Raw genomic sequence first — 13177 nt, forward strand, 5'->3', positions numbered from 1 at the left:
GTGCTTATGTTGGCTCATGCAGCGACGCTATCGATAATGTCCGTACGTCTCCCTCGAGGTTGTTTAGCCCACTTTGATACCCGCTGTTTTTAGCTGCACGTGTAGGTGCGCACCCGATGGATGCTGCACCATCTGCGTGATTTATCTGCCCCGGAGCTGGGGCAGTGTCGCAATGCGCTCGCGCCTCGCTAGCAGTGGTTGGTGACGACGCGCTGGTCTTTGTGGCGCATCTTCTTCGTAGTCACCCCGTGTAGGCTTGAGAAGTCCACGGCGTCCAGAAATTCCAACGCGGCGCAGAACGACTCCATCAGATCTTTGGCCATGGTGCGCGTAAGGTTTCCCTTAACCACGATACGAAACATGGTTTGGTCGGTCTTTTTGTCATGGAAAAGCGACAGTGTCTCTTCGGTGATGGGGTGCTGGTAGTTCATTTTATAGCCGCTGACATACCAGTGGTGCTGCGACAGTACATGTTGTAGATCGATGTCGTCATAGGTGAAACCAGCATCCGGATTAAGCATTGCGGTTACTACCGGAAGACAGTGCTTATTGCCATCGTCGAGTAGAACGAACCGAGGCTTGTCCTCGTAGCGCATGGCGCTTAGTTCAGTCCTCAGGAAGTCGGCATTTTGCATCATGTTTTCCTCGGACTGGCGGTAGCCAGCGAGACCAAAACGCAGCAGCTTGTAAAACTGAACGTAAACACCACTGGCCGGTCGGGAAAAGTTGAGGGTGTAGGAGTCAGCCTTGCCGCCAAGATAGGTCACAGAGATCGCCACGTGTTCGCTGAGGTCCTCACGCTCCCGCCAAACGACCCATCCGGTGCCACAGCATGATTCGCCGTACTTGTGTCCACTCGAGGAAATCGAGAGTACGTTGGGGAGGCGGAAGTCCCAGTCGGGTAGATCTTTCTGGAAGGGGGCGATGAATCCGCCGGAGGCGGCATCCACGTGAATGCCAACCTGCCAATCGTTGGCTTCGTTCAGCTCACCGATTACCTTGTCAACGTCCCACACTGGATCGTACTGACCTCCATAGTGGTTCCCCATAATGCAGACCACAGCCATAGTTTTTTCATCGATGGACTCGCGGACCCCGTCTGGGTCGATCTTAAACGTGTGGCTCGATGGCTGTACAAGACGTGGCTCGATGTCGAGATACTTGAAAAGCTTCTCCCACGCCGCCTGATAGCAAGTGGAGATGACCACGTTGGGACGCATCGCGCGCACCACGTCGTCGCTCAGCCCGTGGCGTTTTTTGTACCACGCCCGCCAGCGAAACTTGAGGGCGAGACCCGCCAACAGGCAAGCCTCGGTGGAGCCGACAGTTCCCGCGCCAGGGTAGACGCCGTACTCCTCGAAGTCGTCAGGTCGCGGGCAATGCCACATATCTGCGATCATATTCACAACAGAATCGTGCATGGCATACGATTTCGGATAGACCGTTTGGTCTGCAAGATTGACCGAGAGGCCCATGAGTGCCACTTCCTCTTCCTCTGGCTCGAAGCTCACGTTGACGTAAGAGGACGTATTGAGCTTCTGGTCGAAGTCGAGCGCGTGGGCGTTCTCAATAATCGTCTTGACCGTTTTGGCCGGCAGGCCTGTATCTGGCAAATGGGTCTCTCTAGTCAGGTCTTGTTTGGCCTCGGCTGAGAAGTAGTAGCTCGAGTCTGATTGCTGTCGTGCGCGTTGAAGCTCGCTGCGGAGAGAAACGATCTCCTGCTTGAGGTCGTCGATTTCTGAATGACTCATTGAAGTGTTCCCTCTTTCGGTATCTGGGTGAAGTATAGGATAAATCTCTGGGGTGGGCGGACGTAAATTTTTTCGAATGCGTTCTATCCATAGCAGATTTCGTGCATCGCGCAGCACTAGAAGTGCTGAACGGATGATGTATGGGACAGACTGCCAGACTCGCCCGGTGTCCGCCATAAAAAGTTCGCCCTACTTTTCCATGGCGCTATGTCGAGTAAGACTCGAAGTTTCCTTGCCTGTCAAAATCAACACCCCAATGCACGGCTGAGGTCTAGTTCAGCTCGCACGGCCCGGGCCGGAAGCGCAGACGGATAATGATCGAACGAATGGATGCCGCGATCTCAGTGCGCAGTCACGGTGCAAAAATTACTTCGGTCCGTTAACATACGGGGCAATATGACTCAGGTTAGGCACAGATTGTTGCGCGGGATAACCCGTGCTCGAATTGTGACAAACAAAGCAATTCAGGTTACCAGCCGAGCTAGTAGTCCCGTCCACGCCCGGCGTGAAGGTACCCTGAAATGTTGTTTCCATGACGCTATTAGCCAACCCTATAGACCCACGTTGCTCATCGGGCTCCAGAGTGCCGTCATTGTTAAACCAGATTCCGCCCACCATCTGGTAGTTTCGCCAAACCGTCTGAGGATCCGACGCATCTAGCTGAGCAAGATAGCCGTTGTCACCGATAATTTGTTCATTGAGAGCGCGAATATTGGCGCGATTCTGCTGAGCCTGATTGTCCCCGTCTCGGGTGCCCTGAGGAAATACTCGACATACATTGGTAGAGTCGGCCAAATAGGGTGGGCTGCCGGTTAGGTCTGTTCTTCCTTGATTAATATAAACATCTTCAGAATTAGTACACTGCGCCGTGCAGTCTAAATCAGTGTCTGAACCAATACACTCGGCACAGGCGTTTGTCATCATGGTCCAACCATCAGCGGGCCGCTTTGGCGATAAGTCAGAGGGAACGCAGTCGGGTGCATTGGCAACGTGCTCCCAGGTCGTCCAGATCATTTCAGGGTGCAGAGGTGTTGTTTGCGCTAGGTGAAAACCAATTAAACCTAATTTCCTTTTCGCGCCAGTGGTTAAGGTAACATCAATAGAGTAATAATCCGCCGCGTTTGTCTCAGGCGTCATATATCTCCAAGCCGTTTTAATCTCAACGAGATTGTCAGGCAAAGTTGCACCAGCGGCTGTGTTACCACATACGTTGCGGCTGAATCGAATATTGTAAAGTACGATATCACCTTCAGTCGTGCCTTCGGGCCCAACCGAGTAAACTTCGACATTCGTGCCAGCCTGTGGCCCCCCCGGGCCGGTCGTCGCATTGGTAAACAGATTTAGGACAGCGCTATTTGACTGTGGCGCGCAGCTATCTGCCTCCTGTCCGAGATAAATTGGATAATTGTCCGTAACTTCAAAAATTCGTTTGTTATTGCCTTCTGATACTGGCCCCGTCAAATACAGGAAGGATTCCCAAGCCATAACATTGAAGTCACATAGATCTGCCTGTGTACCATTGGGAACCTCTGTCTGTAAGGCTGGCGACAAAACCTGTGACTGCGATATCGAGCAGTCTTTAATTTGAACAAAATCGCCGTTTCCAACCTCTCCAGCAGCGCCAGAAGGACCGGTATTATCGCTGTCACTGCAACCCGCTATTAGACAAACAGCGATGGAAAAAGCCGTGAAGTTAAACGCCCTCGACTTGAGGTTTTTCATTGTCAGCTCCAGAGGTGAAATAAATCAAAACATAAAGAAAGATAGCATTAAAAGCTGTCAGGGCACGTACGATTTTTTCATTTTGAGACCCGGTAGACTGTGAGCCTCTCATATTAAGCGAAAACGAGGCATCAATTGTGGACATGGCAACTTGGGCGTGCGGATCAGTTCTGGGAACGCGCCTGTACGGGTTGCAAGCGTCCCTCCAGCACTGTGCCCCAGATCGCGATATTCTTGATGTCCATCGGGTCGACTGTAATCGGGTTATCCGACAGAATCGTAAAATTAGCTAACTTACCGGATTCGATGCTCCCCATCTCTTTTTCTAATTGCAGTGAATATGCAGCTTCAATCGTCACTGCTCTTAACGCACCTTGTCGACTGATGCGCTGCTCAGGCGCTCGCAGGTTGCCCTCATTGGTTATCCGATTTACTGCCGCCCACATCAGAAACAGTGGTTGGCCTGGTGCCATGGGCATATCGGAGTGGAGTGAATACGGTATTTTCGCCCTTTCCACATCACCCAGTCTTACCATAGAGTCAGCACGCTCGGGCTCCAAGCCATTGGTTCTGTAATTGTCAGCCAGTGCAACAGGATAATACGGATTGACACTAACAATTGCTCCCAGACGTTTTATTCGTTCCACCTGATTTTTCTGTGAAACAGCAAAATGCACTATCACAGTGCGATGGTCTCTGCGGGGATTCCGTTCAAGGTTTTCCTGTAACGTATCAAGCACCATTTCAAGACCTGCATCTCCGTTCACATGAACATGTATTTGATAACCTGCATCCCAGTAAATGCGAAACGAGCGGGTGAAGAAATCGAGGTCCATCATCCATTCTCCGGAATGGCCATCGCTATAGGGCTCCTTCAGTTGCATGGCTTGCGAGTAGATCGCCCCGTCCGCAAATAGTTTTACCTGATCTGGGAGGAAAGCTGTCATTCCCGTGCCCCAATCGAGCAGCTTTTCCGTCTGCCCAATCACCTGGTCATCTTTGTAGGCGGCGGTGATCGACTTGCCGTCTGCGATAAAGTAAAAACGAAAGGGACTGTCAGCCTGTCCCAGCACAGCATTCTGCGCAGCTTGTATTGGTTTCGATAGCAAGCCACCCGGTTCTGCGCCAGTCGTAACGCCATTGGTATGAAAATAGGTCTGTACAAATTCCATCGCCGATTCAATGCGAGCAGGATTAAACATCTCACCCATAAGAAGAGGGCCAACTGCGAACCAGCCTTGTTCCCAGTAATGCCCATTTTCGAAATCTGATTGTGCTTTTGCGCTGTCGCTCAGCGTCGCGTACCACTCGGCATTAACGCCAAATCGCTTTTCGGCGGCGCTATTCAGATAGAATTCGTGCGCCGACCGATGCCAGATTATAATGGGGCGTGTCGCGCTGATTTCATCTAACTCAGACTGCTTAAGTGGCCCGTGGAAATACTGATGATAACCCCAGCTGAGGAGCAACTCGCTGGGATCTGTCATATTGGATTCAGCCGACTTAAGCCGCCGAAGGTAGTCGGCGTGATTATTGGCAGCGGGAAATGTCTTGTTGGGTAGAACCCAGTCTTCGATCGCAATAATCTCGGAGTTCATCGTGATGCCTGCGAGCAGAGGATGATCGTGCTGCGCGATAAAACCGGGCACGATAACGTTATTCTGAAAGACAGGGTCTACTGCAAATGGTATATCGCCCAATGCGGCCTTCACTTCTGCTAGTGACCCTGTAGCGACAATACGATCGTCTTGTACCGCAACGGCATACGCAAGAGGCTTTTCTGGATCAAGAGTGACTATTTCTTTAGCCGTAAAAACGGTGATCAGAGATGAGGCACTGCCGCTTTGATCTACGCTTTGCACAATTTCAGCAGCGTCACCACAGCCATTGATAAGCAAAACAAAAAATAAGATTGACGAGAAAGAACGTTTTCTGAAAGTGGTTAACACTCGCTTATGCCCCGTGTATGTTTGCTATATTCAGCGTGGCTGAATTAGAGAGAATGGACTGATGCAGAGCAGAGTATACAAAAAATAGCGGAGGTGAGTACTCTACTGTTAGGACTCTGACCGCACTTAATCTGACCGAAGGCCAAATATAGACGGCATTGCTATCCGATCAATAGCTATTTCCGCATCCCCGGCCCCTAGCCTGTCTTTTTCATTTAGCGATATAGGAAAAATTCGCTCGTCTAACACCGTATGATGTCTGGTTTTGACGCAAGCCAGTGGTCGTACAACGCGTTCGTTGCTTTGAATGCCAGCAGCGTGGAAGCAAGACTATTGCCTGCCAACGTGAAGGGCGCAGGTCAGTTTACTTGCGATCGCGGTCGAGATGACCTGACAAGACTGTGCTAAGCTCTAAGCTGATCACGGGGTAGAACATGGCAGTAACTAATAGAACGTTATACTCAGGGTGTCTTCTGGGGCGCCTGCACCTGCGGAAGGCGCGACTTTTGCGAGTCGTGTTGTTAGTGCTTACGGTAGGACTTGTGGCCTGCGAGCAGGAGGGTGCAGTGGTGCTCGAACCCCAATATGCAACCGAATTGCTGGGGTCATGGGAGGGCACGGTTGAGGGACAGGTAGAAACGATCCGCTTTGATGCAGATGGCGGATTCACTGCTCGGACAGATCAGACGGGGTTTATCAACACGACGCTGGGCCAGGGTGTCGCTGGGTCAATCGATGGTCGCTGGGAGCTCGACGGTAGTGTCATCAAGCTGGTCATTGAAGGGGCAGAAAATGTGCAGCCACTGAACTTGGCAACAGCGAGTAATATCGTGTCTTTTCATCAAAATAAACTCGTTATGAATAGTGCTGGAGTTGGAAACGCAATCTTCTTGCGCGTACTAAAATAGCGAGTGCAAAACACGTAAGCGTCCTGCTGTCAGAAAATCTCCGGTTAATCCAAGTAAAGACTTATGCGCGAGCGTATTTTTCCTGTCGAATGTGAGTCCAACTTAAAGTAGGCAGATCACTTTCTGGACCGCATGTTAGTGTAAAGAGCTGGCCAGAAAGTGCCGTTATGAGTAATCTTCGCGTGCATCAAGTGGTTGAGCGTAAGGAGTTCCAGCAATAATGTTATTCATAGCCCGCAGCGCCCTGCTACTTCTATTTTTTTCACTCTGTGCTACCGCGTACTCAAAAAATAGTGCGTTTGGTCCGCCTGATGAAGATGGCCCTGTCGTTGTCGATATCGGATTTTTTCTCAGTAATGTGAATTTCATCAGCGAAGAAAGTGAAACCTTTCATTTTGAGGGGGTTCTCAGTATGCACTGGAGAGACTCAAGATTGTCGTTTGACCCGTCGGTGACGGGTTATGATGACCTCTACTATCAAGGCTATTTCCAGTTCAACGAGGTGTTCTCCGGATGGTGGCCCCAGGTCATTTTAACTAATGAATCTGGAGGATTCGACCAGCAGGGTATCGTACTGCGTGTAACCTCGGACGGTGACGTTTACTACACCGAAGAAATTGAAGCAGTGGCAAAGTCACGTTTTAATTTATCGCGGTACCCATTTGACCGACAGGAGCTTTCCGCCATTTTTGAAGTGCTCGGATTTGAGAGTGGACAAGTGGTTTTGCGGGCGGACCCAGCTAGCAGCGGGATATGGCAGAGTAGTCAGCACGAGGTCAAAATACCCCAGTGGCGATTGCCGCGGTTGTCCAACTCGATTGTTGAGTACCAGTCCAGTTATGTAGATGGACGAAAAGCGCAAGTAAATGCCTTTAAAATCCAACTCGATGTTGAGCGTAATCCCTGGTACACGCTCAGACTGGTGGGGCTGCCAGTCGCAATCTTTGTCTTATTGTCCTGGTCGGTATTCTGGATGGATCGATCCTCAGTGGGTGATCGCATGGACATTACTTTTTTGGGTATTCTTACTGTAGTTGCATATCAGATTATGTTCAGCGGAACATTGCCCAAGATATCTTATGTAACGGTATTGGGTGTATTCATGATTATAAGTTTCGTTACGATGTGCGCCAGCGTTGCCATAAATTTGCGTGTTTGGGTGCTGGATAATCGAGGTTTGGTCTCGGAGGGCGATAGACTGGATAAACGCTCTCGCTATTTATTTCCGATGGTTTATGTGTCTTCGGTTCTGATCGTTGGAGGGAGCGTTTATTTAGCGGGATAGTTTTCTGATTATGTGGGATTAGTTATTTGAATCGGCTCGGCGCTTACTTAGAGGAAAGGAGGCTAAACCTGTTCTGGACTGTAGCGGTAAGGATACAAGCGGAGAGCCGGAGTAGAGTTTTGCTAGTTCCTGACAAAGCGATGTGCCAGGGTTGTCATTGATAGCGATGGGGCCCTTCAATCCGTCGCTTACCCGGCATGTGTGCTGTCGGGTAAAGGGAGGCGATAACTGGCTTACCCCCCCCGCCATATTTGCCGACTCAATACCGGTGTTGCTGTTCATGGTGACGACGTCCCCTGTGATACGGGCAAGCAGAGTAATGAATGCTCTGACGCTGACGACAACTATTTATTGCCAATTAAACGGTAGCCGAGGACTTTGACGACGATGGCGCCGGTAACTACCGTGGCAACGTCTTTATTATGTGCAATCCCGGTCAAGGCGAAATCAATGAGTAGGGTATTGGCGATTGACGAGCAGTTGATAAGAGGTTTTTCTGCACTAGTCCATTATTCTGCAGTCTTGCCACTGTAACTGGTTTGCTGCTAGGTGTGCGACTGTCGGCCGAAAAGTCTGGTTACATCTGAGCGGACGCTCCTGCCAACACAATCATTCAGTTTAGTCATTCGGTTCGTTGTGATTTTTTTGCGCGTCCGGTAGCAATTTTGCGTATACCAGTAAAGTAAAAAACGCCGCTGCAGGCATCAATTGCAAAGCCACTCTGTTGAGTGAGCTGAAACGCACGGCGCCGAACGAGTATCGGGTAAATAAATAGAGGAAAAAATACAGGGCAAACGCGGATACCAGAACAGAGGCTACTGGTGCAAGGGAAGGGCTTAGTCTGCGGGAGTGCCAAAGCAGAAGAAAAAGAGCCGCGATAAAAAGATAGGTCAAAAAATGCCAGTTATCGTGCAGTAAAAAACTATGGTAAAGGGCGGACAAGCCTGCTGGTCGATAGCGCAAAGAAAGTTCTTCCAAGCTGTGTCCAGCTATAACCCAGAGGTCAGGCATCAGGGCAACCGCTATAAACAAGGCGAGCGCCGCCGCCGCGACGGCCCAAATACCGAACCTGATTCCGCAGATCACCAGAATTACCCCAGGCAAGAGGGCCAAAAGCCAGAAGAAGCCTTCGTTTTTGATCAGCAGACCCGAGAAAGAGCACAGCAGTAAAAGAGTCGCCTGCCAGTACTGCCTGCGCTGGCTCCAGTTGTAAAACGCGCAAACAGAGGCCAGGAAGCACAGGGCCAATAAAAGATCCGCGTATCCCGCCAGCGCTACATGTGTATTCAGGAAGGGGAGTGACAGCACAACGTAGGCACCTGCCGCAGAAATGACACTATCTATGCCTGCATTTCTCGCTTGCGCATAAAATATTAGCCCGATTGAAATCCAGGTCATCAGCCAGGGTAGATTCATTAGGCTATCGTGCCATTCACCAAGAGCTACGTTGGTCCAGGCCTGCAACAGTGGAGTAGTAATCGGGTAATCGGGGTGCATGTTGGTGTATACATCTTGTGTGCTCAGTGCTAACCATTGATCCAATGGCACGTAGGTGGCAACTTTACCGAGTTCGAAAAAAACTTTCGCTTGCTTCGTCCAGTGTTGTTTACCGTCCCATGAAAATTGTGGTCGCGTACCTACCTCAATTCCGAGCGCTATAAGCCTACTAAAAATGAGGGCGAGACAGATACCGATTAATATTCGCTGTGCCCATGTAAGTTGCTCGGATATGCACCGATCCGATAACGTCACGACATCCGATGTCCGCCACTTTCGTGGCGCTATAATCCCGGAAAGAAAAATAAAGCTGGCAACCGAAGCAATACTGGTCAACGAAAAAGGTATGCCCAGAAAACTGAGCAACCGCATCATCAATGTGACCCCTATCATACCCAGCAAAAGAGCGTAGCCGCTGACTAATAGATATCGGGATTGGGTCCCCACGGGGACAAGTCGGTCAAGCCAGACCCACATCGGAAAGAAAGTGAGGGCTAGTGCCAGCAGCAGCTGTAATCCATACATCTACATCACCCTCAGCAGCACGCCATCGTCACTGCGGTATTCTTCGCGTACTTTCAGTCCGGCGTTTCCAGGCCGGCGCACAATACCCGACTCATTGTCGTATTCTACCTCTGAGGGCTGAGCCATTAAGATGTAATCGCCATCGATAAAAACGTCTCCGCTGGGCAGCTCGGGTCCTCCTCTGTGCCAAAAGGTATTAAGTGGGGACATGTAGTACGCCGTTAGCATACCGACGGTATCGGAAGAACTTGCTATGAATATTCGAGCGTTTAATCGTGAAATACGTTGCCGCGCATTTTGCGTCAGCGCAACAATAGGGGCATCGTCGGAGGCTTGTAGTTTCTCGTGGGCTGTTTTTCCTCCAAAGATGCTCCAAGTCTCGAAAGCCTGTTGCCATAGTCGACCATGCCAAAATGAATCCGAAATTATCCATACACAGAGGACGATGAAACCAAGACTTTTCCAATGCAATAGGTGAGCACGGCGCCATAGTAGGTGAGCAACTGCTAATACAGCCAGTGTAATCGCGACCAACCCGACAGAATACGGCACCATGTGGGGAGTCTGGCCAAACGCGCGAGTGCCAGTAATCAAATTGATGTCAGAAGCCAGCCATCCACGGTGTCCTTTCCAGTTATGAAAGTACTCCGTGAGCGTATCGAGCCAGGAGGGACTCCACAGAGACACCTTGCTGATATTAAACCGCTGATGCGGCTCTCCTCGCAGAGCAATCCCTAGCGTGCCGACTGCGCCTTGCCATCCAGGGACATCGCTCAAGCTGTATGTAGTACTGCCAGCTACGGGAGGAGCAACCTCTATCTGTGATAACTCAGTTCCAGCATCTTGCGCGCGCCAGTAAATTATAACACGCTGCGGCATTTGCCCATCCAGCGTCAGGGTGATGTAAGGATTAGTTTGGAGTAACTCCCCGCTGGTGGGTAAGATAAACGCGACAACCCCGCTCGAATCGGCGAGTAAAGTCGATACATCGCTATCTGCAACAACGGTACCTTGTTCAAGAGTAAATTTCCCAGTGGGCCACTCACTGTCTGCCTCAGCAAGAGTCACATGTATTGCAGAAATAAATACAGCAACAAGCAGTTGGTTCAAGTAAAGCCGGGCTGATCTGACTGATATCATTTTTGGCATTGACGTCGCTCCGCGATCGCAGCTTAGCGAAAACACAAAAAATTCTCACGAAAACGAGGATACAGTTGGCTGGGGCTGCGAGTAAAGGCTGAATTGTCGCTAGCGGAGATAAAAGATCCGGATCGGATATAACTTATCATTTCACAGCGTATCTAACCGCTCGTGGATATCCTACCGGCGACTCATTTTGACTTGCGGGAGTGAGAACGTTTGAAAAATATCGCTGTGGGTTGAAAATACTATAACGGTGCGAGGGTGATAGATCGCATGCTGACTAGAAGACCGTTCAAACACGGCGTTTGTCGTGCTGTTTACAGTTGCACAAGTTAGTACTGGGAAGAGGATTGACGCGGCCGAAATACGACCAGGCTAATTGTGAGCGTATATTTTAGCGAAAAATATGATCGGCATTCCTGATGAAGTAGCTTGGCGTATCCACTTTCTTTTGCGAAGAAAATTCGCATGTTAATCTTGCTGTGGTGTAGCTTACGTGGTTTTCCGTTACGCTATCACATTAAAGAGCGTGCCCACGCCTGCAGTAAGCGCCATTGCAAGGGTACCCCAAAAGGTAACCCGAGCTGCGCCGGTCAGAATCGCGGCGCCGCCCGCTCGGGCAGCGACTCCACCCAGTGCCGCCAGGAAAAGAAGTGATGCAATCGCGACAGAAACGATAGTGTATGGCCCTGATATATACCAAGCTACGATTAACGGCATAGCGGCGCCGACGATAAAGGTGGCCGCCGATGAAAACGCCGCCTGTAAGGGCTGTGCTCGGACAGATTTAGATATGCCAATTTCATCTCTAGCATGAGCTGCCAGTGCATCATGCGCCATCAGCCCCTCAGCGACCTGTCGTGCGAGTGCAGGTTCAAGTCCGCGGCTTTCGTAGATGATAGCCAGTTCTTCTGTCTCCACCTCTGTATTCTGTTCCAGTGCACGTTGTTCCATAGCCAGGTCGGCCTTCTCCGTATCCGACTGTGAGCTCACAGAGACATATTCGCCGGCAGCCATAGACATGGTTCCGGCCACCAGACCGGCAACGCCAGATAGCAAGATACTGTCGTGAGAGGCACCGGCTGATGCGACGCCGATAATCAGACTTGCAGTCGAAACGATACCGTCGTTGGCGCCCAGTACCGCAGCCCGTAACCACCCGACACGATGCGACCTATGCTCTTCAGGATGACTCATATAAGCTCTCTGCTGGCACCTCTGCGCTCTGGTATGTCAGCACGCTCATCCAAAAACTGTTCTTGTGGCACAAAGTTAAAAGCCCGCGAAAAAACCAGTGCATTCAAATTGGATACGCCGTCGAAATCTTCGTCGATCATTGGTCGCGACCAAACCCCGTTTGTGCTCTCCGCGTATCGCTTCTTAATGAGTGTGCGTTTCAAAGCCTTTGGAACCACTGCATATGAAAAGTTTTTAAGGCGTTTCCGACAGGCATTGACTACTCGAAACGCCTGCGAAGGCTGTATCGATCGCAGAAAACCGTTTTTGCACAGCCTCTCGAAATCCCTCGCTATGCGTGAAAATATAAAGCTCTTTGGCGGCGATGGCCTCCACCACTCGGTTGCCGACAAGCTCTACCGGCATGCCGCTTTCCACATACCGTTTTATCTGTAGTTCCTGCGATTCTGTGGCACTTTTTGGCATATTTTCTGAGGTATACCGCTTTGGCCTGTTGCGCTGCGACTCGTGAATGCGGGTTTTTACGAAGCCTGGACATAACACGCTGACATGAATGTCTGCCCCAGCAAACTCTTCTGCCCAACTTTCCGACAACCCGACGACTGCGAATTTCGTAGCGGTATAGGCACCACCCATTGGAAGCCCTAAATGTCCCGCCATTGAAGCAACGTTTATTATCCAGCCGCCCTCGCCATGTGCTTTGATCAGCGGCACTATTGCCATACCTCCGTAAACAACACCCATAAGGTTCACGTCGACGGCCCAGCGCCAGCCGTCAATACCCTGCTGCTCAAAGGGGCCACTTTCACCCCCAACACCAGCGTTATTGACGAGCATATGTACAGAACCAAATCGATCAATAGCTTGTTGGGCAACTGCTTGCCATTGATCCGGCTGAGCGACATCCAGCTTTGCTGTGAGCACTGAGGCGCCCAGCGCTTGCAGTTCGGTTGATGCCTCGACCAGGCTTTCCTCGTTAATGTCTGCTAAAACCAGTTGCATGCCTTGTCGAGCAAGAGCTTTTGCAATGGATAGACCAATGCCTTCCGCACCACCGCTAATAACGGCAGTTTTACCTTTGAATACGTTCATTGTTTTCTCCCAGATAACAACCGCCACTATAGCGCCACTCGAATAGAACAGCTATGGATCAAAAAGTTTGCTAATGTTTTTGATCAACGCAGCGGCAAAAGTGTATGG

Annotated in this window: 9 protein-coding genes; 2 read left to right on the forward strand and 7 right to left on the reverse strand. The window is 50.5% G+C overall.

Annotation, left to right across the window (positions count from 1 at the left end; all coding sequences use genetic code 11):
* Nucleotides 1–188: 188 nt before the first annotated feature.
* The 3 genes from EYC82_RS15325 to EYC82_RS15335 all read right to left on the reverse strand — a co-directional run bounded on the left by EYC82_RS15325 (nucleotide 189) and on the right by EYC82_RS15335 (nucleotide 5335).
* Nucleotides 189–1751, reverse strand: a complete 1563-nt coding sequence (locus EYC82_RS15325) for a pyridoxal-dependent decarboxylase (RefSeq protein WP_279250419.1) — start codon at nucleotides 1749–1751, stop codon at nucleotides 189–191.
* Between the two features lie 366 nt (nucleotides 1752–2117).
* Nucleotides 2118–3473, reverse strand: a complete 1356-nt coding sequence (locus EYC82_RS15330) for a hypothetical protein (protein ID WP_279250420.1) — start codon at nucleotides 3471–3473, stop codon at nucleotides 2118–2120.
* A gap of 164 nt (nucleotides 3474–3637) precedes the next feature.
* Nucleotides 3638–5335, reverse strand: a complete 1698-nt coding sequence (locus tag EYC82_RS15335; RefSeq protein ID WP_279250421.1) for an amidohydrolase — start codon at nucleotides 5333–5335, stop codon at nucleotides 3638–3640.
* A gap of 521 nt (nucleotides 5336–5856) precedes the next feature.
* Here EYC82_RS15335 and EYC82_RS15340 point away from each other — a divergent pair.
* Together EYC82_RS15340 and EYC82_RS15345 are read left to right on the forward strand one after the other, a co-directional pair.
* The gene (locus EYC82_RS15340) at nucleotides 5857–6330 is read left to right on the forward strand and encodes a hypothetical protein (protein WP_279250422.1); all 474 of its coding nucleotides are present in this window, start codon (nucleotides 5857–5859) and stop codon (nucleotides 6328–6330) included.
* Nucleotides 6331–6550: 220 nt separating this feature from the next.
* Nucleotides 6551–7615 (forward strand): ligand-gated ion channel, encoded by a 1065-nt coding sequence (locus tag EYC82_RS15345; protein WP_279250423.1) that lies wholly within the window; start codon nucleotides 6551–6553, stop codon nucleotides 7613–7615.
* Between the two features lie 618 nt (nucleotides 7616–8233).
* Here EYC82_RS15345 and EYC82_RS15350 read toward each other — a convergent pair.
* From EYC82_RS15350 to EYC82_RS15365, 4 genes are all read right to left on the reverse strand, one after another.
* Nucleotides 8234–9637: a hypothetical protein gene (locus tag EYC82_RS15350; RefSeq protein WP_279250424.1), complete on the reverse strand. Its 1404-nt coding sequence runs from the start codon at nucleotides 9635–9637 to the stop codon at nucleotides 8234–8236.
* Entirely contained in the window at nucleotides 9638–10786 is a 1149-nt protein-coding gene (locus EYC82_RS15355; protein WP_279250425.1) for a hypothetical protein, read from the reverse strand.
* A 501-nt stretch (nucleotides 10787–11287) separates the two neighbouring features.
* Nucleotides 11288–11977: a VIT1/CCC1 transporter family protein gene (locus EYC82_RS15360; RefSeq protein WP_279250426.1), complete on the reverse strand. Its 690-nt coding sequence runs from the start codon at nucleotides 11975–11977 to the stop codon at nucleotides 11288–11290.
* Between the two features lie 234 nt (nucleotides 11978–12211).
* Nucleotides 12212–13069, reverse strand: coding sequence for an SDR family NAD(P)-dependent oxidoreductase (locus EYC82_RS15365; protein ID WP_279250427.1), 858 nt, complete (start codon nucleotides 13067–13069; stop codon nucleotides 12212–12214).
* Nucleotides 13070–13177: the final 108 nt, after the last annotated feature.

It is taken from the genome of Candidatus Marimicrobium litorale, from assembly GCF_026262645.1.
Classification (GTDB): Bacteria; Pseudomonadota; Gammaproteobacteria; order Pseudomonadales; family Halieaceae; genus Marimicrobium; species Marimicrobium litorale.

Excerpts from the sequence above, each read along its gene's own strand:
- EYC82_RS15325 (WP_279250419.1), bottom strand. The coding sequence starts at position 1,751 with ATGAGTCATTCAGAAATCGACGACCTCAAGCAGGAGATCGTTTCTCTC.
- EYC82_RS15330 (WP_279250420.1), bottom strand. The coding sequence starts at position 3,473 with ATGAAAAACCTCAAGTCGAGGGCGTTTAACTTCACGGCTTTTTCCATC.
- EYC82_RS15340 (WP_279250422.1), top strand. The coding sequence starts at position 5,857 with ATGGCAGTAACTAATAGAACGTTATACTCAGGGTGTCTTCTGGGGCGC.
- EYC82_RS15345 (WP_279250423.1), top strand. The coding sequence starts at position 6,551 with ATGTTATTCATAGCCCGCAGCGCCCTGCTACTTCTATTTTTTTCACTC.
- EYC82_RS15350 (WP_279250424.1), bottom strand. The coding sequence starts at position 9,637 with ATGTATGGATTACAGCTGCTGCTGGCACTAGCCCTCACTTTCTTTCCG.
- EYC82_RS15355 (WP_279250425.1), bottom strand. The coding sequence starts at position 10,786 with ATGCCAAAAATGATATCAGTCAGATCAGCCCGGCTTTACTTGAACCAA.
- EYC82_RS15360 (WP_279250426.1), bottom strand. The coding sequence starts at position 11,977 with ATGAGTCATCCTGAAGAGCATAGGTCGCATCGTGTCGGGTGGTTACGG.
- EYC82_RS15365 (WP_279250427.1), bottom strand. The coding sequence starts at position 13,069 with ATGAACGTATTCAAAGGTAAAACTGCCGTTATTAGCGGTGGTGCGGAA.